19 protein-coding genes are annotated in these 22,841 nt (G+C 63.6%); 10 read left to right on the top strand and 9 right to left on the bottom strand.

All coding sequences use genetic code 11. The annotated features are described in order from the left end of the window. The first annotated feature begins 13 nt into the window (after window positions 1-13). The 3 genes from V6M87_RS06075 (at window position 14) to V6M87_RS06065 (ending at window position 5,122) form a co-directional block, all read left to right on the top strand. Window positions 14-1,855 carry an ABC transporter transmembrane domain-containing protein gene (locus V6M87_RS06075; RefSeq protein WP_332875699.1) on the top strand — a complete coding sequence of 614 codons (1,842 nt, stop codon included), beginning with the start codon at window positions 14-16 and terminating at the stop codon, window positions 1,853-1,855. Window positions 1,856-1,968: 113 nt separating this feature from the next. Next, complete coding sequence (locus V6M87_RS06070; RefSeq protein ID WP_332875698.1) at window positions 1,969-3,999, top strand: methyl-accepting chemotaxis protein; 2,031 nt, start codon at window positions 1,969-1,971, stop codon at window positions 3,997-3,999. Window positions 4,000-4,036: 37 nt separating this feature from the next. Continuing rightward, complete coding sequence (locus V6M87_RS06065; protein ID WP_332875697.1) at window positions 4,037-5,122, top strand: threonine aldolase family protein; 1,086 nt, start codon at window positions 4,037-4,039, stop codon at window positions 5,120-5,122. A gap of 308 nt (window positions 5,123-5,430) precedes the next feature. Here the strand turns inward: V6M87_RS06065 and V6M87_RS06060 are convergent, their stop codons facing one another. Further along, window positions 5,431-7,317 (bottom strand): sensor domain-containing diguanylate cyclase, encoded by a 1,887-nt coding sequence (locus V6M87_RS06060; protein WP_332875696.1) that lies wholly within the window; start codon window positions 7,315-7,317, stop codon window positions 5,431-5,433. 245 nt (window positions 7,318-7,562) lie between these two features. Between V6M87_RS06060 and V6M87_RS06055 the strand changes: the two genes are divergently transcribed. The 3 genes from V6M87_RS06055 to V6M87_RS06045 are packed head-to-tail and all read left to right on the top strand — an operon-like array spanning window position 7,563 to window position 9,470. Then, window positions 7,563-8,357, top strand: a complete 795-nt coding sequence (locus V6M87_RS06055; protein WP_332875695.1) for a thymidylate synthase — start codon at window positions 7,563-7,565, stop codon at window positions 8,355-8,357. Continuing rightward, window positions 8,357-8,839, top strand: coding sequence for a dihydrofolate reductase (locus V6M87_RS06050; protein ID WP_332875694.1), 483 nt, complete (start codon window positions 8,357-8,359; stop codon window positions 8,837-8,839). Before V6M87_RS06055 ends, V6M87_RS06050 begins: the two co-directional genes overlap by 1 nt. A gap of 4 nt (window positions 8,840-8,843) precedes the next feature. Continuing rightward, window positions 8,844-9,470 (top strand): DUF4337 domain-containing protein, encoded by a 627-nt coding sequence (locus tag V6M87_RS06045; RefSeq protein WP_332875693.1) that lies wholly within the window; start codon window positions 8,844-8,846, stop codon window positions 9,468-9,470. A gap of 4 nt (window positions 9,471-9,474) precedes the next feature. Here V6M87_RS06045 and V6M87_RS06040 read toward each other — a convergent pair whose 3' ends face one another. Beyond that, window positions 9,475-9,642, bottom strand: coding sequence for a hypothetical protein (locus V6M87_RS06040; protein ID WP_332875692.1), 168 nt, complete (start codon window positions 9,640-9,642; stop codon window positions 9,475-9,477). Between V6M87_RS06040 and V6M87_RS06035 the strand changes: the two genes are divergently transcribed. Further along, window positions 9,641-11,896 (top strand): arginine/lysine/ornithine decarboxylase, encoded by a 2,256-nt coding sequence (locus tag V6M87_RS06035; protein ID WP_332875691.1) that lies wholly within the window; start codon window positions 9,641-9,643, stop codon window positions 11,894-11,896. The genes V6M87_RS06040 and V6M87_RS06035 overlap by 2 nt on opposite strands. A gap of 71 nt (window positions 11,897-11,967) precedes the next feature. On the opposite strand, the gene dcd is transcribed toward V6M87_RS06035, so the two are convergent. From dcd to V6M87_RS06015, 4 genes are all read right to left on the bottom strand, one after another. Continuing rightward, entirely contained in the window at window positions 11,968-12,534 is a 567-nt protein-coding gene (dcd, locus tag V6M87_RS06030; RefSeq protein ID WP_332875690.1) for a dCTP deaminase, read from the bottom strand. 70 nt (window positions 12,535-12,604) lie between these two features. Further along, window positions 12,605-13,396: an alpha/beta fold hydrolase gene (locus V6M87_RS06025; RefSeq protein ID WP_332875689.1), complete on the bottom strand. Its 792-nt coding sequence runs from the start codon at window positions 13,394-13,396 to the stop codon at window positions 12,605-12,607. A gap of 63 nt (window positions 13,397-13,459) precedes the next feature. Beyond that, window positions 13,460-14,305, bottom strand: a complete 846-nt coding sequence (locus V6M87_RS06020; RefSeq protein WP_332875688.1) for a dioxygenase family protein — start codon at window positions 14,303-14,305, stop codon at window positions 13,460-13,462. A 32-nt stretch (window positions 14,306-14,337) separates the two neighbouring features. Beyond that, window positions 14,338-14,820, bottom strand: coding sequence for a Spy/CpxP family protein refolding chaperone (locus tag V6M87_RS06015; RefSeq protein WP_332875687.1), 483 nt, complete (start codon window positions 14,818-14,820; stop codon window positions 14,338-14,340). Between the two features lie 122 nt (window positions 14,821-14,942). Between V6M87_RS06015 and V6M87_RS06010 the strand changes: the two genes are divergently transcribed. Next, the gene (locus tag V6M87_RS06010) at window positions 14,943-15,632 is read left to right on the top strand and encodes a response regulator transcription factor (RefSeq protein WP_332875686.1); all 690 of its coding nucleotides are present in this window, start codon (window positions 14,943-14,945) and stop codon (window positions 15,630-15,632) included. Window positions 15,633-15,648: 16 nt separating this feature from the next. Beyond that, window positions 15,649-17,124, top strand: a complete 1,476-nt coding sequence (locus tag V6M87_RS06005; RefSeq protein WP_332875685.1) for an ATP-binding protein — start codon at window positions 15,649-15,651, stop codon at window positions 17,122-17,124. Window positions 17,125-17,136: 12 nt separating this feature from the next. Here the strand turns inward: V6M87_RS06005 and V6M87_RS06000 are convergent, their stop codons facing one another. Further along, entirely contained in the window at window positions 17,137-17,892 is a 756-nt protein-coding gene (locus V6M87_RS06000; protein ID WP_332875684.1) for a carbonic anhydrase, read from the bottom strand. 72 nt (window positions 17,893-17,964) lie between these two features. Continuing rightward, entirely contained in the window at window positions 17,965-19,569 is a 1,605-nt protein-coding gene (locus V6M87_RS05995) for a methyl-accepting chemotaxis protein (protein ID WP_332875683.1), read from the bottom strand. Between the two features lie 308 nt (window positions 19,570-19,877). On the opposite strand from V6M87_RS05995, the gene V6M87_RS05990 reads away from it, so the two are divergent. Further along, on the top strand, window positions 19,878-21,347 hold the full coding sequence (locus V6M87_RS05990; protein ID WP_332875682.1) for a rhomboid family intramembrane serine protease: 1,470 nt from the start codon (window positions 19,878-19,880) through the stop codon (window positions 21,345-21,347). Here V6M87_RS05990 and V6M87_RS05985 read toward each other — a convergent pair. Then, a complete protein-coding gene (locus V6M87_RS05985) occupies window positions 21,320-22,783 on the bottom strand; it encodes a B-box zinc finger protein (protein ID WP_332875681.1) in 1,464 nt (487 codons plus the stop codon). The two genes, V6M87_RS05990 and V6M87_RS05985, sit on opposite strands and share 28 nt — an antisense overlap. Window positions 22,784-22,841: the final 58 nt, after the last annotated feature.

Raw genomic sequence — 22,841 nt, 5'->3', positions numbered from 1 at the left:
AGAACCCTGACCGATGACCCAGCGTAACCGCAATACTGATTCCAAAGCCGACACCACCGACGCCGACCGCAAAGGCGCCCTCTCCGCCCTGCGCGGCCTGCTGCCGTTCCTGGCCCCGTACCGGCGCCAGTTCGTCTTCGCCGGCATCGCGCTGGTGGTGGCCGCCTGCGCCACGCTGGCCATTCCGTATGCCTTCAAACAGATGATCGACCTCGGTTTCGGCGCCTCGGCCGGGGTGCGCAGCATTCGCCACGTCGACGCCACCTTCCTCGCCCTGTTCGGCGTGGCGACGGTGCTGGCCCTGGCGACCGCGGCGCGCTTTTACATGGTGTCGTGGCTGGGCGAGCGCGTCACGGCCGACATCCGCGCCGCGGTCTACCGCCACGTCGTCAACCAGAGTCCGGAATTTTTCGAAACCACGCAGACCGGCGAAGTCCTCTCGCGCATCACCACCGATACCACGCTGATCCAGTCGGTGGTCGGCACCAGCATCTCGCTGGCGCTGCGCAATACGCTGTTGTTCAGCGGCGGCCTGGTGATGCTGTTCGTGACCAGCGTGAAGCTCTCGTCGATCATCCTGGCCCTGCTGGTGCTGGTGATCGTGCCGATCGTGCTGTTCGGACGGCGCGTGCGCACGCTCTCGCGCGATTCGCAGGACCGCATCGCCGACGCCTCGGCCATGGCCGGCGAAATTCTCAATGCCATGCCGACCGTGCAGGCGTTTACGCACGAGCACATCGAATCGACGCGCTTCTCAAGCTCGGTCGAAAGCGCCTTCCACACCGCCATGCAGCGCATCAAGGCGCGCGCCTTTCTGACGATGCTGGCGATCGTGCTGGTATTCGGCACCATCGTGTTCGTGCTGTGGCTGGGCGCGCACGCGGTGCTCGAAGGCGCCATGACCGGCGGCGACCTCGGCCAGTTCATTCTGTACGCCTCGATCGTGGCGGGGGCTATCGGCGCGCTGTCCGAGGTGCTGGGCGAAGCGCAGCGCGCCGCCGGCGCCACCGAGCGCCTGCTGGAACTGCTGGCGGTGCAGTCGCCGATCCAGGACCCGGCGGCGCCGAAAATGCTGCCACAACGGACTGCTGGCGGCGCTGCGCTGGCGCTGCACGACGTGACGTTTTCGTATCCATCCCGTCCTGAGACCGCCGCCCTGGGCCACCTGTCGCTGGCCATTGCGCCCGGCGAAACGGTGGCTGTGGTAGGCCCATCCGGCGCCGGCAAGACCACCCTGTTCCAGCTATTCCTGCGCTTTTACGATCCGCAATCGGGCGCCATCACGCTCGACGGCGTCGACATCCGCGACCTGGCGCTGCACACCTTGCGCGATGCGGTGGGCATCGTGCCGCAGGATACGATCATCTTTTCGGCGAATGCGATGGAAAACATCCGCTACGGCCGCTTTGATGCGACCGACACCGAAGTGATCGCGGCGGCGCGCCTGGCCGCCGCGCATGAATTCATCGAGCGCCTGCCCGAGGGCTACCAGTCATTCCTGGGCGAGCGCGGCGTGCGCCTGTCGGGTGGCCAGCGGCAGCGCATCGCGATTGCACGGGCGCTGCTGAAAAACCCGCCGCTGCTGCTGCTCGACGAAGCCACCAGCGCACTCGACGCCGAATCCGAACGGCTGGTGCAAAGCGCCCTGGAAGCGGCCATGGTCGGGCGCACCACGGTCATCATCGCGCACCGCCTGGCGACGGTGCAGCGCGCCGACCGGATCGTCGTGATGGACGACGGGCGCATCGTTGAAACCGGCACCCACAAGTCGCTGGTAGCGCTTGGTGGCATTTACGCCAACCTGGCCGCATTGCAATTCCATAATGTCGATATTGGCATCGCGACATTAAAATGATACCCAAGTGCAACAATTCGTGACTATTTGCACTCCAATTAGTTTCTTTACTATAACGTGTGGCCAAGCTCCTGTATCTTGTGCCTAATTACGCAACTCAATACAGGATTAGTATGTTCAAGAAGGCAACCAACATGTCGACATGGGGCGTCGGCACCAAGATCACGGCATTTACATTCGCACTGGTCGGGGTGATACTTGGCGGCCTGATCTGGATGATCAGCCACACCACCGCCACCATGCTCACCACCCGCAGCGAGGAGAACGTGCAAAGCGAGCTGCGCGGCGTGCAGAACATGGTTGGCATGTTCCATCTCACCGTCAGCAGCGAAGCGACCTCGTTTGCCAACCTGCTGGCCAGCGAGTTTTCGGGCGCGTTCACGCTCGATCCGGCCGCGATGGTCGACGTGGCCGGCAAATCGGTGCCGACCCTGGCGCACGGCGGCAAGCCGGTCAACCTCGATTTCAGCGTTCCTGACCAGTTCACCAAAATGACCGGCGGCAGCGCCACCGTCTTCGCGGCCAGTGGCGACGACTTCGTGCGCGTCTCGACCTCGCTCAAAAACGAAAAAGGCGAGCGCGCCGTCGGCACGGTGCTCGACCGCACCAGCGCCGCCTACGCACGCATGCGCGACGGCCAGCCGTTCTCCGGCCTGCTGACGCTGTTCGGCAAGCAGTACATGACGCAATACGACCCGATCAAGGACGCCTCCGGCAAAGTGATCGGCATCCTGTTCGTCGGCGTCGACATCACCAAGGACATCACGGCCCTGAAGGACAAGATCAAGTCCCTGAAAGTGGGCACGACCGGCTACTACTTCGTGCTCAATTCGGCACCCGGCAAGGCGCTCGGCAACCTGGTGGTGCACCCGCTCAAGCAGGACAGCAATATCATCGACAACAAGGACGCCAACGGGCACACCTACATCCGCGAGATCCTGGAAAAGAAAACCGGCACCATTGTCTACCCATGGCAAAACGCCGAACTGGGCGACACCCACCCGCGCGACAAGCGCGTCAGCTACGTGCCGTTCGCGCCGTGGAACTGGGTGATCGTCGGCGGCAGCTACGTCGACGAAATCACGGCTGAATCGACGCAACTGCGCAACCGCTACATCACGTTCGGCCTGGTGGCACTGGTGGTCTTCGCCGTGCTGCTGTTCCTGCTGGTGCGCGCCACCGTCACCCGGCCGCTGACCCGGGCGCGCGATTCGGCCATGCTGATCGCCGATGGCGACCTGACCGTCTCGATGGACGCCGGCCAGCAGGATGAAATCGGCCGCCTGGCCGCCGCCATGAACGGCATCAGCCGCAAACTCTCCATGGTGGTCGGCGATGTGCGCGACGGTGCCGAGCAAATTGCCATCGCCTCGCAGGAAATCGCCAGCGGCAACCAGGACCTGTGCAGCCGCACCGAAGACCAGGCCGCCAACCTGGCCGCCACCGCCTCGTCGATGGAAGAATTGACCGTCACCGTGCGCCAGAATGCCGACAATGCCCGCCAGGCCAACCAGATGGCGCTGTCCGCGTCGGCAGTCGCCCAGCAAGGCGGCGCGATGGTGGCCAAAGTGGTCGACACGATGGCATCGATCAACCAGTCGTCGCGCAAGATCGTCGACATCATATCCGTCATCGACGGCATCGCCTTCCAGACCAACATCCTGGCGCTGAACGCGGCGGTCGAAGCAGCCCGGGCCGGCGAACAGGGCCGCGGCTTTGCCGTGGTCGCGTCCGAGGTGCGCAACCTGGCCCAGCGCAGCGCTGCGGCCGCCAAGGAAATCAAGCAGCTCATCGGCGCCTCGGTCGACCAGGTCGACGCCGGCAGCAAACTGGTGGCCGGCGCCGGCGCGACGATGGATGAAGTGCTGGCCAGCGTCTCGCGCGTGACCGACATCATGGCCGAGATCAGCGCCGCCAGCATCGAGCAGACCGGCGGCATCGAGCACGTCAACAAGTCGATCGGCAAGATGGATGAAGTGACCCAGCAGAACGCGGCCCTGGTGGAACAAGCCAGTGCCGCGGCCGAAGCGCTACAGGAACAGGCGGCCGAACTGGCGCAGTCGGTGCGTTTGTTCAAGCTGGCCGAGAATCGGGCCGACAGCCGTCTCGCGGCGCCCACCAGTCGGCTCGCCATTTCGCATTAAGCTCGGTTAAACTGGCGCTCCCACCAGGAGCCGCCACGTGACCGACGCCGAACTGCAACAGCAATCCACCCTTGTCTTCCCCGGCCACCGCGCCCGTCCGCCGGCCGAGATGTTCCGCGCGATGGCGGCCTGGTGCGAGGCCAACGACGTCAACGCCCACGACATCTACGGCGCCGGCGCACTGATCGGGGCATTCGAACAGAAAATCGCCGCCACCCTCGGCTTCGAGGCCGCCGTATTCTGCATCAGCGGCACGATGGCGCAGGTGACGGCGCTGCGCCTGGCCTGCGCCGACCGCCAGCGCGCGCTGGTCGCCCTGCATCCGACCTCGCACATCTTTGTCCACGAAAAATCCAACTACCAGTTGCTGAACCATTTCAGCGCGTTGCCGGTGGGCGAACGCTATCGCCCGTGGACGGTGGCCGATCTGGCCGCGGTACCGGACCGGCTCGGCGCCGTCGGCATTGAAATCCCGATGCGTGAAATCGGCGGCCAGAGCACGCCGTGGGACGAGCTCGAGGCCTTGAAAGCGCACGTGCGCGGGCGTGGTGCGCACCTGCACATGGATGGCGCGCGGCTATGGGAAGCGGCGGCGGGCTACGGCAAGACGGTCAGCGAGATCACTGCCGGCTTCGACTCGGTGTACGTGTCGCTTTACAAGGGCATCGGCGGCCTCGGCGGTGCGATGCTGGCCGGCAGCCGCGACTTCGTCGACCGTGCCGCCGAGTGGTTCCGCCGCGAGGGCGGCAATGTGATCCATCGCTCGCCGTATGTGGTGGCCGCCGCCATGCAGTTCGACCAGCGCCTGGCGGCCATGCCGGCGTACTACACCCGCACCTTGTGGCTGGCCGAGGTGCTCAAGGACTTCCCCGTCCTGCGAGTGAACCCCGCGCAGCCGCAGGCGAACCTGCTGCACCTGCATCTGCCGGTGTCACGCGCGCACGCGCTGGCGATCCGCAATGCCATCGCCGCCGAGCACAAAATCTGGCTGTTCACGCGCGCGTCGCACGCGGCGCTGCCGGACACCAGCTACATCGAACTATATGTGGGCGACAACCTGCTGGACATGCCCGACGCGCTGGTCAAGCGGGCGCTGTCGCTGTTCGCCGAGGCGCTTGGCTGATACGATCGCGCCAATGACGGGATCGCTGACGCTGCAATGCTCACCTGCTGGGAACACGTTTCTTGCCGCAGCAGTACATGCCCTGATAACGCTTGGATTTTCCGCCGCAAACCGTGCAAGCGTAGACAGGTGTGCCTGGCCGGCCTCCGCCACCCGCGCCTGCCATAGGGCGAAACTTTCCATGTTCTGCTGCCTTTCTGTTGAATGATTGTTGTGGCGCCATGCTGCAGTCTGGCCCGCAACGTGGATGGCGCCCTGTTCATTTTCTCAGCCCGGCGCGGCACCGACGCAGCTTCCTGCGTGGCGGGCTAAGCGCGGCCGGCCAGCGCGAAACCGCCACGGCCGGCGCGCTTGGCCTCGTACAGTGCCAGGTCGGCATTTTTGAGTACCGCATCGACGTCGTCTTGCGTCTTCGAGATGGCGATCCCGATGCTGGTGGAGATGGTGCGCAGTGCCCCTTCGATCATCCATGGCGCGCGCATCGCCGCAATGATGTTGGCCGCGACCAGCAGCGCCCCGCCCGCTTCATCGGCACCCTCCATGACAATGACAAACTCATCGCCACCCAGGCGCGCCACCAGATCCGTCTCGCGCACGCTCGCGCGCAGCCTTTGTGCGAATTCCACCAGCACCTGGTCGCCGCCGGCATGCCCCAGGCTGTCATTGATCGCCTTGAAATGATCGATATCCAGATACAGGCAAGCGCAAGGGCGCCCGCCGCGGCGCGAACGCGCCAGCGCCTCGCCAAGGCGCTCATACAAATGATTTCGGTTGGGCAGCCCGGTCAGCTTGTCGATGCGCGCCAGCGCGGACAGGCGCGCCTCGACCTCCTTGGTGTGCGAGACGTCCAGCACCATGCTGTAAAAGCCCAGCACCGCGCCGGACGCGTCGATATCGGGCGTAAAGTGATACTCGACCCAGCGCTCCAGCGTCCCCACCTTCATGGCGCGCCCGAACTTCACCTGCGTGCCAGTGAGCACTTCCCTGACCTGATCGTCGATCGCCGAATAGATCTCGGGGCCCAGCACCTCGCGCATCGTGCGTCCGATCATGCGCCCGACATCCACGCCCGGCACGTTATGATAAAAGGAGTTGTGAAACACGTAGCGCTGCTGGGCGTCGATGTACGACACCAGCGCCGGCAGACTGTCGGCGATCATGCGCAAGCGCTTCGCCACCCGCGCCATATCGTCGCGGGTCGCTCTGAGCTCGGCGTTGACGCTGCGCTGACCGGCGTCGCTGCGTTCCACCCGCCTGAACGAACGCAACAAGGATCGGCTGCTGAATACCAGGGCGGCCGCGATCACCGCCAGCGCGCCGAGCGCGAACGCGAGATCGTTGCGGATGGCCGCCATCCATGAATCGGTGGCGACGCCGACTGCAACGGCAAGCGGGAACCGGCCGACCGCCTGGTAAGAGACCACCCGGATCTGGCCGTCCACGACACTGCGGCTCTTGTAGCTTCCGGCGGGCGCCAGCTGCCAGTTCCGGTAAAAGTCGGCCGTGCGAATATCTTGCCCAAACGCGCGCTCGAACAGTGGTGCGCGCGCAATCACGCGGCCGCTGCCGTGCAGCAAGGTGATCGATAGCGTCGGCTGAATCAATGCGCTGTCAAAGACGGTAGAGATCACCCTGGCGTCGACCGAGGCGACCACCACGCCGAGCAGCACGCCGCCGGGCGTGCACACTGGCCGGCTCAGAAAAAACAGCTTGCGCTTCGATACTCTCCCGATGTCGGGCGTGCCCACATGCAGGCCTGCATCGCATCGGCCTGCACTGGCCTGGAAATAGGCCCTGTCAGCGTAAGAGACGCCGGCAACCGGCAGCGCATTCGATGCGGCCACGCCCAGTCCTTGCAGGTCCACGAAGTCAATCCAGAAATTGGCATCGACGACACTGGCCGACAACGCCAACACCCGGCGTACCTGCGCGCCATTCGTCAACTTCGCTTGGTCGAGCACGCCGAGCGCTTCGGCGGACCTGATCAGGGACAAGTCGACCAATCGCATTTCGCTGGCCACGTGCGCACTCATTGCATTGGCAAAGCTTTTGGTTTGGGTGTACGCGGCTGCGCGCGCCGCGTCATAGCCCGCCTGAATTTTCGAATACAGCAGGACCGCCAGCAGCACGACCAGCAGCGCGAAGCCGGCGACCAGACGCGCTCTGAACGCGCGATAAGTGGGCGTACTTGTCATTAATGCCAGTCCATTCTCGTTTGCGCGCAGTCCGTTGACCGATTCTGGCGGTCCTGGATCAACCGCCAAACCTGACGAGGCAGACTCATCAACGACGCGGCAGCCCGAGCCTACCATGTAGCAACTGGCAACGGGGGCAATTGCGTATCGGATCGATCCGATCACGGCGCCAGCCAAACGCCCTCACCCACTGCAGCGCGGCGCTGGCCTGCTACAATCGCGGCATTCTTCGCACCATAAAAACCATGCAACAATACCTCGACCTCATGCGCCATGTGAAACACCATGGCACCATCAAAACCGACCGCACCGGCACCGGCACGCGCTCGGTCTTCGGCCACCAGATGCGTTTTAATTTGCAGGACGGCTTCCCGCTGGTCACCAGCAAGAAGCTGCACCTGAAATCGATCATCCATGAACTGATCTGGTTCCTCAACGGCTCGACGAATATCGATTATCTGGTCGAGAACGGCGTCTCGATCTGGGACGACTGGGCCGACGCCGACGGCGAGCTCGGTCCCATCTACGGTTACCAGTGGCGCAGCTGGCCGGCGCCCGATGGCAGTCACATCGACCAGATCAGTCAGGTGATGGACCAGATCAAGTTCAACCCGGATTCGCGCCGCCTGATCGTCTCGGCCTGGAACGTGGCCGACATCCCGCGCATGAAGCTGCCGCCGTGTCACGCGCTGTTCCAGTTTTATGTCGCCGACGGCAAGCTGTCGTGCCAGCTGTACCAGCGCAGCGCCGACATTTTTCTCGGTGTGCCCTTCAATATCGCGTCATATGCGCTGCTGACCCACATGATGGCGCAGCAGGCCGGCCTCGAGGTCGGCGACTTCATCTGGACCGGCGGCGATTGCCACCTGTATTCGAACCACATGGAGCAGGTCGACACGCAGCTGGCGCGCGATTTGAAACCGCTGCCCCAGCTGCGCATCAAGCGCACACCCGCTTCGATCTTCGACTACCGTTTCGAGGACTTCGAGATTGTCGGCTACGACCCGCACCCGGGTATCAAAGCCCCGGTGGCCGTCTGATGGCGCACCTGACCCTGGTCGTCGCAATCGACGCCAACCACGGCATCGGCATCGACAACAAATTGCCCTGGCATTTGCCGGAAGACCTGGCGCACTTCAAGCGCGTGACGCTGGGCCGTCCGATCGTTATGGGCCGCAAGACCTTCGATTCGATCGGCCGCGCCCTGCCCGGACGGCGCAATATCGTCGTCACCCGCAATGCCGCCTGGTCGCACGCTGGCGTGGAGACGGCAGGCTCGCTGGAAGCCGCGCTCGCGCTGCTGGCCGGCGAACGCGCCAGCATCATCGGCGGCGCCCAGATCTTTGCCGAAGCACTGGCCATGGCCGACCAGATGATCGTGACGCAAATAGCACAGGTCTTCACCTGCGACACCTTCTTTCCCGCCATCGACCCGGCAGTCTGGCTTGAAACCGCACGCGAGGCCCACCACGCCGACGCGAGCGGTTACGATTACGCCTTCGTCACCTACCAGCGAAAGTAATACCATGTCTTCAGAAGGTTTTCACGTGCACGGCCCGCATGACCACGCAGTCGAACACGTCGCTGGCGGCCACGCCGACGGCTTTTCCAACCGGATCGCCGTCATGACCGCGATTCTGGCCACGGTCGGTGCGCTGTTCGGCTATCTCGGCGGCGCCACCCAAAACGATGCGGCGCTATTCAAGAACAACGCGGCCATCGACAAGACCGAAGCGGCCAACAAGTGGAACTACTACCAGGCCAAGTCGAGCCGGCAGAACCTGGCCGAACTGGCCATGACCATTCCCGGCGTCGACCGCAAGCACTATCAGGAAGAAGCGCTGCGTTACGAGGCGCAGAAAAAAACCATTAACGAGGAAGCCACCGCGTGGGAAGCCAAATCGCAGGCCTGGAACGACAAGTCCGAGGCCGCCATGCACAATCACCACCAGTGGGCGATTGCCACCACGGCCGAACAGATCGCCATTTCGCTGGCCGCCATCACGCTGCTCACGCGCCGCAAATGGCTGCTGGGCGTGACCTATGCCGTTGCGCTGGTCGGCTTCGCGCTGGGCGCTTTTGCGTGGTTCCACGTCGATCCGCTGGCCATGGGCGGGCAACACGGCGCACCGACGCACGCTGCTGCACACTAGCGTGCTACAGGATCGGTCCGAACTGGCTAAGCTCGATAAAGTTTTTCACAAGTTTTACCCCAGTACGCGGCGATTTCTGAGAAAATCCGCCACTCTTTTTATTGCTGCCGTGCGCGGCGGCCAGCCAGACCGGCTGGCCGCTTCCACGGCGCTGCGCTTTGGAGCTGTCCATGAAATTTCGTTTTCCAATCGTCATCATCGATGAAGATTTCCGTTCCGAGAACACCTCGGGTTTAGGCATTCGTGCGCTCGCTGACGCGATGGAAAAAGAAGGCATGGAAGTGCTCGGCGTAACCAGTTACGGCGACCTGTCCCAGTTCGCGCAGCAGCAGTCGCGCGCCTCGGCCTTCGTGCTGTCGATCGACGACGAGGAATTCGGCGGCGGCAGCCTGGAAGAGACCAACTTCGCACTCACCGCCCTGCGCGCGTTCGTGAAGGAAATCCGCCACAAGAATGCGGACATCCCGATCTACATCTACGGCGAAACCCGCACCAGCCGCCACATCCCGAACGACGTGCTCAAGGAACTGCACGGCTTCATCCACATGTTTGAAGATACCCCGGAATTCGTCGCGCGTCACATCATCCGCGAGGCAAAATCCTACCTCGATGGCCTGGCGCCGCCGTTCTTCCGCGCGCTGGTCAACTACGCCAACGACGGCTCCTACTCGTGGCACTGCCCCGGCCACTCGGGCGGCGTGGCGTTCCTGAAATCCCCGATCGGCCAGATGTTCCACCAGTTCTTTGGCGAAAACATGCTGCGCGCCGACGTCTGCAACGCCGTCGAAGAACTCGGACAATTATTGGACCACACCGGTCCGGTCGCCAAGTCGGAGCGCAACGCCGCCCGCATCTACGGCGCCGACCACTGCTATTTCGTCACCAACGGCACCTCGACCTCGAACAAGATGGTCTGGCACTCCACCGTGGCGCCGGGCGACATCGTCGTGGTCGACCGCAACTGCCATAAATCGATCCTGCACTCGATCATCATGTGCGGCGCGATCCCCGTGTTCCTGATGCCTACCCGCAACCACCTCGGCATCATCGGCCCGATTCCGCTGGAAGAATTCACGCCCGAATCGATCGCCCGCAAGATCGAAGCCAATCCGTTCGCCCGTGAAGCGGTCAACAAGAAGCCGCGCATTCTGACCATCACGCAGTCGACCTACGACGGCGTGGTGTACAACGTCGAAACGCTGCGCGAAATGTTGGACGGCAAAATCGACACCCTGCACTTCGACGAAGCCTGGCTGCCGCACGCCACCTTCCACGATTTTTACAAGAACATGCACGCCATCGGGCGCGACCGCCCGCGCGCGAAAGAGTCGATGATCTTCTCGACCCAGTCGACCCACAAACTGCTGGCCGGCCTGTCGCAGGCGTCGCAGGTGCTGGTGCGTGAATCCGAGTCGGTGAAACTGGACCAGGATGCCTTCAACGAGGCTTACCTGATGCACACCTCGACCTCGCCGCAGTATTCCATCATCGCCTCGTGCGACGTGGCCGCGGCCATGATGGAAGCGCCGGGTGGTACCGCGCTGGTAGAAGAATCGATCTTCGAAGCGCTGGACTTCCGCCGTGCCATGAAAAAGGTCGATGCAGAATTCGGCCTCGACTGGTGGTTCAAGGTATGGGGCCCGAACACCTTCAGTGAAGAAGGCATCGGCACCCAGGACGACTGGATGATCCGCGCCGAAGACGACTGGCACGGTTTCGGCCCGCTGGCGCCGGGATTCAACATGCTCGATCCGATCAAGGCGACCGTCGTCACACCCGGCCTGACCCTGGACGGCGTGTTCGGCGAATCCGGCATTCCGGCCTCGATCGTCACCAAGTACCTGGCCGAACACGGCGTGATCATCGAGAAGTGCGGGCTGTATTCGTTCTTCATCATGTTTACCATCGGGATCACCAAGGGCCGCTGGAACACCCTGGTCACGGCGCTGCAGCAGTTCAAGGACGACTACGACAAGAACCAGCCGATGTGGCGCATCATGCCCGACTTCGCGGCCGCCAACCCGCGCTACGAAGGCCGCGGCCTGCGCGACCTGTGCCAGTCGATCCACGATTTCTACAAGTCGCGCGACGTGGCCCGCCTGACCACCGAGATGTACTTGTCGGACATGGTACCGGCCATGAAGCCGTCGGACGCGTTCGCCAAGATGGCGCACCGCGAGATTGAGCGCGTATCGATCGAGAACCTGGAAGGACGCATCACGGCGATCCTGCTGACGCCTTACCCGCCGGGCATTCCGCTGCTGATCCCGGGCGAGCGCTTCAACCAGATCATCGTCGACTACCTGCGCTTCGCACGCGATTTCAACGAGCAGTTCCCCGGCTTCGAGACCGATGTGCACGGGCTGGTCAAGCGTGAAGTGGATGGAAAAATGGGGTATTTCGTCGACTGCGTGAAGAATCCATAAAAAGACTGCAGAAGAAACAGAAAGGGCCGGTAGCGCACAAGCGCTACCGGCCCTTTTTTTATTGCGCGTTTTTACGCCTTCGGTAAGGTCACACCCACCTGCCCCTGGTACTTGCCGCCGCGGTCCTTGTACGACACTTCGCACACTTCATCGCTTTCAAAGAACAGCACCTGCGCACAGCCTTCGCCGGCGTAGATCTTGGCCGGCAGCGGCGTGGTGTTGGAAAACTCCAGCGTCACGTAACCTTCCCACTCTGGCTCGAACGGCGTCACGTTGACGATGATGCCGCAGCGCGCGTAGGTCGATTTGCCGAGGCAGACGGTCAGCACATTGCGCGGAATGCGGAAGTACTCGATGGTGCGCGCCAGCGCGAACGAGTTCGGCGGGATGATGCAGACATCGCTCTTCACATCGACGAAGGAATTCGAATCGAAATTCTTCGGGTCGACGATGGTGCTGTTGATGTTCGTGAAAATCTTGAATTCGTCGGCGCAGCGGATGTCGTAGCCGTACGAGGAGGTGCCCCAGGAGATGATCCGGTTGCCGTCCTGCTCGCGCACTTGGGTCGGCGAGAAGGGTTCGATCATGCCGGTCGATTCGGCCATCCGGCGGATCCATGCGTCGCTTTTGATTGTCATAGCTTTACCTAAATAGTTGCTTGGAAAATGCGGCGATTTTACGCGAAATCCACCGCCCCGCCGAGCGTTATCAGGCCAGCAGGCGGGCAATCATCTGCCTGATCTCTGCTGCGGTCGCTTGCGGGGCCTCCAGCGGGAACAGGTGGCCGCCGTCGACCATCACCAGCCTGTCGCCCACCAGCTTGCGCGTTGCCGCAGCGCCGGCCTGGCGCAACTCGGCCGACGTGCGGCCGCCGATGAAGCCGATCGGCACCGGATACTTGCCGTCCAGCGCGCGCCCCATCGTGTGCGGCAGCGTGCGGTAGATTTCGCTTTCGACGTCGCGCGAAAAGCGCAGCTGCACGCCCTCCGGGTGTGGCTGCAAGCCGTGATCGAGGTAGTCGTCCAGTACACCCGGCGCCCACGCAGCAAAGATCGGCTTGGCGTTAAAGTGCTCGTATGCGGCTTGCCGGTTGGGAAAAATGTGGCGCCGCCTGGCGGAAAATCTGGCCGGTGAGAAACGGTCGGTCCAGCCGCCCTGCTTGAACAGGCGCAACAGCCAGGCGCGCCAACCCGCCACCACGGGCGAGTCGACCATCACCACGCAGCGCACCAGCTCGGGCCGCTGGCGCGCCGCCATCATCGACAGCATGCCACCGAGCGAATGGCCGACCAGAATCGCCGGCTGGCCGTAGCTTTCCAGTCGATGAATCAGTTCGTCGACCAGCAGGCGCCAGTTGTCGGTTACCGGGTAAGCCGGATTATGGCCATGCATGTCGACACTGCGCACGTCGAAGTCGACGGCCAGCGCGGCCAGCAACTGGCGGTAGGTGCCGGCCGGGTAGCTGTTCCCGTGGGTGAAGTGCAGCAGGGGTTTGGTCATGGCGCGCCGGGTCAAAGTGATGGCCGATTGTAATCCGGCCCTCGTGCCCCTGGCGCGCCGACTTTAGAGGGAAACGCCTACCTGCAGCGTGGCGACGTAACCGAGCGCCACCGAACCGGTGACCGACGCGCTCTGGAGCGACACGCCGTCGCTGAACACATTGTCGGTCGCCAGCGTGATGTTGGCCAGGTTGCGCACGCTGGCGCTGTAGCCGGTGGCCGCGTACGCCTCGCTCATGATGGCCGCCGGAAACGTGAACTGCGAGGTCTTGATGCGGTTCGCGGCCAGCGTGCTTTTGGCCAACGACGGGTACACCTCGAAGTGCACGTGCGGCATGCGCCCGCTGTAGCAGCCCGGGAAAATCGTGGTGAAGGTCACATTGCCGTCGCTGTCGGCTTCCTGCAAGCCGCGCAGGTAGTTTTCGCCGGTGATGCCGCTCGAATACAGAGAGTAATTTCCGTCGCGGTCGCAGTGCCACAGGTAGACCGTGACGCCGGCCGCGCTGGCGCAGCTGGCCCCGACATTCACCACTTTCAGCTTGATGGTCAAGGGCACGCCCGGCGCCGTGCCGCTGGCAGTGGCGACGCTGGTGCGGATATCGCTGCGCACGATGCCGGCGAGGATCAGCGCGTTGGCCACGCCGCCGGCGGCGCTGTTGGTGCCGTCGGCCGGGTACGGACCGCCGGTCTCCTCCGGGATCACGGCACAGGCGCTGCTGGCGGTGGTAGTGGTCGTCGTCGTGGTGGTGGTGCCGAGGGTGGCGGCGGTGCTGCCGCTGCTCCCGCCAGCGCCGCAGCCTTGCAGCGACGCCGCCCCGGCCAGCAGCCAGCGCATCGACTGGCGCCGGTCCGTCCCCAGCGTCAGCATTTTCGCGACATCCTCAAACAAGGTGTGGTGAGCGTGGTCCATGCCGGGCTCCTGGTGTGCTTGCATGGTCTGGTTCAAGGACGTGCTCCCGGACCGCGCTTGCCCGGCTTGTTGTCACGGTCTTGCTGCATCGCGGCGCGCTGCTCGGGCGTGAGCAGCGCCATGAACTGCGCCTGCTCGCGGACGTGGTCGAGTTCTTGGGCGGCGATGGACTGGCCCAGGGTTTGCGCCAACATGGCGGCTTTTGCCTCGTCGACCTTGCCGCTTTCGCCCATCGCGCGCAGGGCGTCGTGGGCACGGCGGATGGCTTTCTCGCGCTCGCGCCGGGCCGGCTCGGCGGCGTAGTGCAGTGCGAACAGCTTGTCCTGCTGGGCTTCGCTCAGCTTCACGCCGTGGGGAAGCATGCCGGGACCGCGGCCGGGGCCGGGCCCGTCGTCACGATCGGGGCCGCGTTCGCCCATTGGCGGCGGCGGCGGGAAGGCTTGTGCTTGCGCGAGCGAGGCGGTGGCCAGGCTGGCGGCGAGCAAAACGGGGACCAACAAGGTGAATGCTTTCATGGGGCTTCCTCTTCTGAACAAGCACCAATTGTCACGCGCCACCATGTAAAGCGCTGTTAGCCGGGTGTAAATCGACGTAAAGCGGGACACGCTGGCCACACCCCCTTTGCTATGATGGCCGCATGAACCATGTACTCTTAATTGACGACGACGTCGAACTGGTCGGAATGTTCCAGGAATACCTGCAACAGGAAGGCTTTTCCGTCACCTGCGCCCACGATGGCGTGAACGGCACCCGCGAAGCGCTCACAGGCAAATACGCCATCGCGGTGCTCGACGTGATGATGCCGCACCTGAACGGCATCGAAACGCTGCGCCGCATCCGCATGCGCAGCCGTATCCCGGTGCTCATGCTTACCGGCCGCGGCGACGACGCCGATCGCATCCTCGGCCTGGAACTGGGCGCCGACGACTACGTCACCAAACCCTGCACCCCGCGCGAATTGACGGCGCGCGTGCGCGCCATCCTGCGCCGCACCAACGCCCTGCCCCACGATGAAGCCGGCGGCATCACGCTGTCGGTCGGCAAACTGACGATGCTGCCCGAGCAGCGCCGCGCCAGCTGGGACGGCGTGCCGCTGGAACTGACCAGCACCGAATTCAATCTGCTCGAAGTGCTGGCCCGGAATGCCGGGCGCCCGGTCAGCAAGAACGATTTGTCGGAACAGGGCCTGGGCCGTCCGCTGGCGCGCTTCGACCGGAATATCGATGTCCACCTGTCGAGCCTGCGCCATAAACTGGGCTTGCTCTCGGACGGCCGCTCGTGCCTGCAAACGGTGTACCGCCTGGGCTACCAGCTGATTCGCGAGTAAGCATGGGACGCAACTGATGGGCCGCCTGTTCTGGAAGTTCTTCCTGTCGATCCTGCTGGCGCAAGTTGCGGCGACGGTCGGCATCGGCGGCGCTTTCTGGCTGCGTGATCAGGCCCGCCATCGGGTGGAGGCGGCCGAACTCGATACCGGCATGCAGGCCCAGTTCCTGCTGGACGCGGCCGGCCTGACGCTGAAACACGGCGGGGTGCCGGCGCTGCGCGAAATGGTGCAGGCAATGCGCCGCCACACGGTCTACCTGCTCGATGCCGATGGTGCCGAACTGTTGGGGCGCAGCGTGCCGGCCGAACTGCGCGCCAGTGCCGCCGCCCAGCTCAAACAAGCCAGCCCGCGTGCGGCCGTGCGCTCGCTGCTGGCGCCCGACGGCCAGCGCTATCTGGCCTTCGTGCCGCGCTTCGACATGCGCACCGAAGCGGGCGTGGGCCCGCTGGTGAGCAAGGCGGGGCAGCAACGCGAGCGAGCGCCCGGTGGTCCGCCCGATCCGTTTGGCGGCCCGATGATGGGCGGCGCGCTGGGCGGGCCGGGCCCGGGTGACGCCATGCGCGGGCCGCCGGGTGGCCCGATGTTCTTTGGCTACCGGGTCGGCCGTATCTTCCCGCTGATCGGTGCGACCCTGGCCAGCCTGCTGTTCGCGGTGCTGCTGGCATGGTATTTTTCGCGCCCGATTCGCGCCTTGCGCAGCGCTTTTGATGCCGCCTCAAAAGGGGATCTGGCGCCGCGCTTCGACCAGGCCGGCGGCAGCGATGAATTTCGTGACCTCGGGCGCGACTTCGATCGCATGACCGAACAGCTGCGCAACCTGATCGATGGCCAGCGCCGCCTGCTGCACGACGTGTCGCACGAATTACGCTCGCCGCTGGCGCGCTTGCAGGCAGCCATTGGCCTGGCCCACCAGCAGCCGGACAAACTGGCCTCGTCGCTCGACCGGATCGAGCGTGAGAGCGTGCGCATGGATAAGCTGGTGGGCGAATTGTTGACGCTCTCGCGGCTGGAAGCGAACCAGCGCATCGAACATCGGGAACCGATCGACATCGGTGAAATGGTCGGGCAAATCGCCGACGACGCGCGCTTCGAATCGTCCAATAGCGGCGCCAGTATCGTGGTCGCTGCCGTCGACGGCATCACCGTCAGCGGCGACCCTGATTTGCTTTGGCGTGCAGTCGAAAACGTCGTGCGCAACGCCATCAAACACGGCGCTGGCGTGGTCGAGATTGGCGTCACGCGGGCCGCTTCGCGGGTCAATATCGCCGTTTGCGACCGCGGCCCGGGGGTGCATCCGGACGACCTGGCGTCGCTGTTTCAACCTTTCTTCCGCTGCCAGCAAGTCGACGGCGCCGCCAACAGCGTTGACGGCCACGGCCTCGGACTGGCCATTGCGCGCCGGGTCGTCGATGCGCATGACGGTGCGATCGAGGTCGAGAACCGGGCCGGTGGCGGGCTGGCAGTAACGCTCAGCTTGCCAGTGGCAGGATAAGCGTCGATTCCGCTATTCGCTGACCTCGACAACCCGGCCGTTCAAGGGCTGCTCGGGGCGCGCGTTCATCCGGTAGAGTTTGCGAAAGGCCGCCAGTTGTGCGCGCGAGATCTCGACCGGCTCGCGCAGCACTTGCCAGCGCACCCCATCCGTACATGGCGGGGTGGTCAGCGAGCCGCGGAACTTGAAATAGGCATGATCTGCCGGGAGCACATCGGCCGGGTTGAAGCTGGCCAGTGCACGCTGCGTACCCTCACGCGGCAAGGACGCGAAAATCGGGGCCAGCGCGAGATTGGCCTTGCCGACCCTGAACAGCACCGCCACCACCGACAATTCGGCGGCCGCGTTTTTGTGCACGAAGTGCGCCACCAGCGCATAGCGTTTGCCGTCGACCTTTTCTTCGCTCGGTGTATGAAAGTGAAACTGCAGCAGTTCGGCGCTCTCGTCGCCGGCCTTGAACACGTTGCCGGGCTCCGGTGTGATTTGAATCGTGTGGCCGTTGTTGCTCACCTGCGCCGTGCCGGCCCGATAGCTGAACGCCAGTGGCGCCAGCGGCATTTTGTGGGCCCGCGCTGTATCGATATTGATCGGTGACTGCTCTTTGCTGAGGGTGCAGGCGACGTTCACCTGATCGAGTTCAGACCAGTGCGACGCGCCGGCCTTGCCTTGATAGGCCCAGTGCGCATGGTGGTCCGGCGTGGCGGCGCTGCCCACGCTGCCAGCCAGGCAAAGTGTAAGGGCAAAAAAGGGGTGCAGTCGATTTTTCAAGCTAGCTCCATGACAGTAAGTTGATTGCTAAGGTGGTGCGGATATACCGGTGTCGGACAGGGGCAGCGCAGCTTAGAGAGACTGCAAGGCCGGCCGTGCTGGCCTGATGCCGGCCAGCGCGACCAGCCGCGCCGGCGTGGCACATTTGAAGATGCTCACTAATTGCACCAGTCGGTCCGATTGCTCCTGCATCGAGGCCGTCGCCGCGGCCGCCTGCTCTACCAGCGCCGCGTTCTGTTGCGTTGTCTCGTCAATCCGGATGATGGCCTCGTTGACCTGTTCGATGCCGATCGACTGCTCATCGTTGGCGGCGCTGATCTCGGCCACCATCGTGGCCACCCGCTTGACGCTGTCGACCACGCTATCCATCGTCGTACCGGCTTCGCCCACCAGCCTGGAGCCGGCATCGACCTTGCCCACCGAATCGGCGATCAGTTCCTTGATCTCCTTTGCCGCCGCCGCCGAGCGGTGCGACAGGTTGCGCACTTCGGATGCGACCACGGCGAAGCCACGACCCTGCTCGCCGGCACGGGCCGCCTCGACGGCTGCATTGAGTGCCAGGATGTTGGTCTGGAAAGCGATGCCATCGATGACGCCGATGATGTCGGCAATCTTGCGCGATGAGTCGTTAATCGAGCCCATGGTGCTGACCACCTGCTGCACGATCGTGCCACCGCGCGATGCCACATCGGTCGCCTTGTCGGCCAGCGCATTGGCCTGGCTCGCATTACCGGCATTTTGCTTGACGGTACTGGTCAGTTCCTCCATCGCCGAGGCGGTTTCTTCGAGCGAGGCCGCCTGCTGTTCGGTGCGCGTGGACAGATCAAGATTGCCGGTGGCGATTTCGCCGGCCGCATGGGCAATCGTCTCGGTGCCGACCCTGACCTGGCCGACAATATTCACCAGGCTGTCGGTCATGCTCTTCAAGGCAGCCAGTAGCTGCCCGGTCTCGTCGCACGCCACCACCACGATGTCGACGGTCAGGTCACCGGAGGCGACGCTTTGGGCGATCTGCACGGCGCGCGCAATGGGCCGCGTGATCGAGCGGGTGATGATCCAGCCGCACATGGACCCGAGCAAAAGCGCGGCACCACTGAGTGTCAGCATCCAGGTCATCGCCGTCTCGTAGGCAGCCCCGGCACGTGCTTCGTCCTCCAGGTTTTTTCTATCCTGCAGTACGATGAAGCCGTGCAGCGCGTCCTGCCAGCGGGCGGTGGCAGGCGCAGCCTGCTGCAACAGAAACTGCACCGCTACGCTGCGCTCTCCGTGTGCCAGTGCCGCATAGCGATCGTTGAGGGTACGCGCCTGTTTGGCGTCCTCGGCGATGGCGGCCACAAATGCCTTGCCAGTCTGGTCGAGCGGCATTTTAGCCAGGTCAGCAAAGGCCGCATCGTATTTGCGTCGGGCGACATCGATTTTTGTGTGCTCGATGCGCTCCTGGGCCGGGTCCTGCAGCAGCGCCACGGTACGCACGACGCGCGATACCACGTGAATTGCTGACGCCATCTCTTCCAGCAAGCTAATTTTTTTGGCATTCACATCGACCACGTGGTGCATTGCCGCATTGGACTGTCGCAGCCCCTGCATTCCCATCAACGCTACCGCCGCCAACAGCAGCAGTAGCAGCGCGTAGCCCGCCGCCAGTCGGGTACCGATTTTCCAGTCTGCTATGCGCATCTCTACTCCTTGCGGCCATGCGGCCAGATTATTTTTTGATTAACTTATATTTCCGAGCGGAACTTCCGTGCCAATATTACGCGTATTTACAACCTCAGAGGAGAATTTATCGAATTTCACGGATATGTTGTTTTTGTTCGATTTTCTCGCTTGACCTGTACTCTGCTTACCAATAGTGCAAGGTAGGTATGCCCCCTTTATTTACTAAACGCATGTAAGATTGCTTTTGATTGCCTGAAAACAATAAACATGCGCCGCAAGAACCGGACTTGGCCTGCGGATCGCGGCTTTCGCTTGAGGAAAACCCGATGCTCATCGTTCCCATGGAGAACCGGCCGGATTGGAGAAATCCGCCGCTAGCCACCCTTCTGCTCATCTTTATCAACGTGCTTGTCTTCTTTGCCTATCAGGGCAAGGATCCGCAGCGGCTGGAACATTCCTACCGCTGGTATGAAGAATCCGGCCTGGCCGCACGCGAGCGCGCGCCGTTTCTGACGTACCTGCAGCGCATCGACGCTTCCCTGGCGCAAGACCTTGACGACCCTGCCCCAGCGCGCCAGGCGGCATGGGAACGCAATGCGCAATTTCAGCACGCCGCTTACGACCCGGCCTTCGCGCGCGCCTTGCACAAGGAACTGGACGGCGACCCGGCGTGGCGCGCCAGGCGCAGCCACTTCGACACACTGGTCAATACGGTCAGCGCTCGGGCCTATGCATTCAATGCGCGCGAGGCAAGGCCGGTCACGTGGATCACGAATATGTTCTTGCATGGCAGCGCCATGCACCTGCTGGGCAATATGGTGTTCCTGTTCCTGTTCGGCTTTGCCCTGGAAATTGCAATCGGGCGCGCCACCTTCCTGCTGCTCTATGTGTGCAGCGGGCTGGGTGGAACCTTGTTGTATTGGGCCTCCGAGCTAGGCAACGACCAGAGCGTATTGGGCGCGTCCGGCGCCGTCTCGGGCTTGATGGGCATGTACATCGCCTTGTACGGCGTGAAAAAAATCAGCTTTTTCTACAACGTGATTTTTTTCACCGGACAACTACGGGCGCCCGCGTTGATCATGTTTCCGGTCTGGGTCGGCTATGAACTGGTGGGGGCGTACTATGCCACTGACAGGGTGGCGCATTGGGCCCATACAGGCGGGCTGCTGTTTGGCTTCGTGCTGCTGGCCCTGTGGATGCGCGTCGGGCTCAAGGTCGACCGCAATTATGTCGAGAAGACCGACGCCGATGCGCCGTTCAAGGCGGCGCTGGCGCAGATCCAGGAACTGGTGGTGGCGATGAAGTTCGATGCGGCGCGCCACGCGGCCGCAGCGCTGGTGACGGCCCATCCGCGTGCTGCCCGGGCCTGGCGCAGCTGGTATGGCGTGGTCAAGATTTCGCCTGCCAGCCGGGACTACCACCAGGTCGTGCACAGCCTGTTCAAGCAGTCCGGCCACGCCGCGCGCGACCCCGCGCTGCAGGCCTTGATCGAAGAAGTGGCGCATGACTACACGCGCATCGGTGGCGCGGCGCCCGCGCTGACGGAATCGGTGGCGCTCGCGCTGGCGCAGCGCCTGGGGCGGGTCGAGCACATCAAGCCACTCGGCTTCGTGGTCGAGCGCCTGCTGGTGCTCGAATGCCGGCACCCCGCCATGCCGCGCGTCTTGCAGGCGGCCGCCAACCTGGCGGCGAAAGCAGCGTTGACGGACCCCGCGCAGCGCTACCGGGCGCAGTTACAGGCGCGTTTTCCCAATTCGGAAGAAGCCCGTCAGCTGGCGGCGCACGCCCCGGCCTGATCGCTCTTTCCAAGCGCCCGGATCACGCTGCGGTAATGCGCGATCTCGTCGGCCATCGCGTGGCCGGCACAATGCTGCAGCACGTAGTCGAGGATCATGACCGCCTTGACATCGTCGCGCAGGCCTTCCGAGTAGATGCGCGCCAGCAGAAAACAGGCTGCCGGCAGGTCAGGGCTGGCCGGCGCCTCCTTGTGCAGCATGGCGAGTAGCGCGATGGCGGGCTTGAACTGCCTTTGCAAAAAATATTCCTCGGCCAGTGTGCGGCGCAGGACGATACTGGCCGGCTGGTAGTGCGACACGACCCGGCGCGCAGCCTCCAGCACGGCGACCATGCGGCTCTTGCGCTGCTGGTCGAGCAGGGTCTGCAAATAGCGCTCCGTGTGGCGCACCACGCGCTCGGTCTCGGCGCCAGTTTCGCACAGCAGCTTGTGGTGATACGCCAGCACCGGCAGATCGTGCGGATAGTCGGCCACCATTCCGCCCATGTGCCGCAACGCATCCTCGTAACGCGCTTCGCGCACCAGAATCACCGCCCGCGCAAGTTCCAGCGCGCCCTTGTCGGCAGGCGCCGCGGCATGCTCGGCGTCGGGCCGGATGCCCAGGTCCTCGTGATGCTGGAACAGCAGGTAGCCCATCATCGCCCCCATCACCATATTGAAATAGGCGGTACTGACGACCAGCATCGCCAGCAGCACCTGGGGACTGTGCTGCGCCAGATAGGTGAGCGTCGCGGCAGGGATCAGGGCAATGGCTTGCTGCGGCCCCTGTGCGGTGACGATCAACAACAGCACCAGGCCGAGATACGACCAGCCCGTGCGCGCCGCCAGTTGCAGGAGCTGGATCGGATCGAGCGCGTCGCGCAGCGTGCCGTGGATCGCCAGCAGCATGATGCTGGCCGGTAGCAGCAGCGAGACACAGACGATCGCGCCGATCCCGAACCACCCGAAGCGGCCCAGCGCGCCCACCAGCATGCCGTAGGCGAGCATCAGGCCCAGCATTTTGAGCGTGGTCGGATTACCGTCGAATAACTCGGCGATGCTGGGCGGGCGCGATCTGCCCTGGCTGCAAAATTCGATCACCCGCAAGCCCTGCCGGATGACCAGCGACACGGTAATAAATATCGGCAACAAGATTATCAGGCTCGACGTGCTGAACAGCTTGGCCGATGCAATGGTGAGGACCGCCAGCAAGGCCAGAAAGATGGCGCCGTTCGGGGCGAACGGATACGCAAAGAAACGGGGCGTGCGCGACCAGAACGGCGGCAGCGAGTTGGCCACGCCAAGATGGTGCATATTCCCGCCGCACAGGGCACAGTACGGCGCGCGCGCGGGGTCGGGCGCGGCCGGGAAGCATTCCTGGCACAGCAGCGTGCCGCACGAAACGCAATTCCAGTTTGCGGCTTTTTCCGCGTGATACACACAATGGTCTTTTGCCACGAATTCGCTTTCTGCCTGAGTAATCAAGTGTCATCAACATTCAACTTGCTGATAGTAC

This window comes from Massilia sp. S19_KUP03_FR1, from assembly GCF_036688685.1.
Lineage (GTDB): Bacteria > Pseudomonadota > Gammaproteobacteria > Burkholderiales > Burkholderiaceae_D > JALYUM01.
Note: the sequence above shows the minus strand (reverse complement) of the source record. Positions and strands in the feature narration are given on the sequence as shown.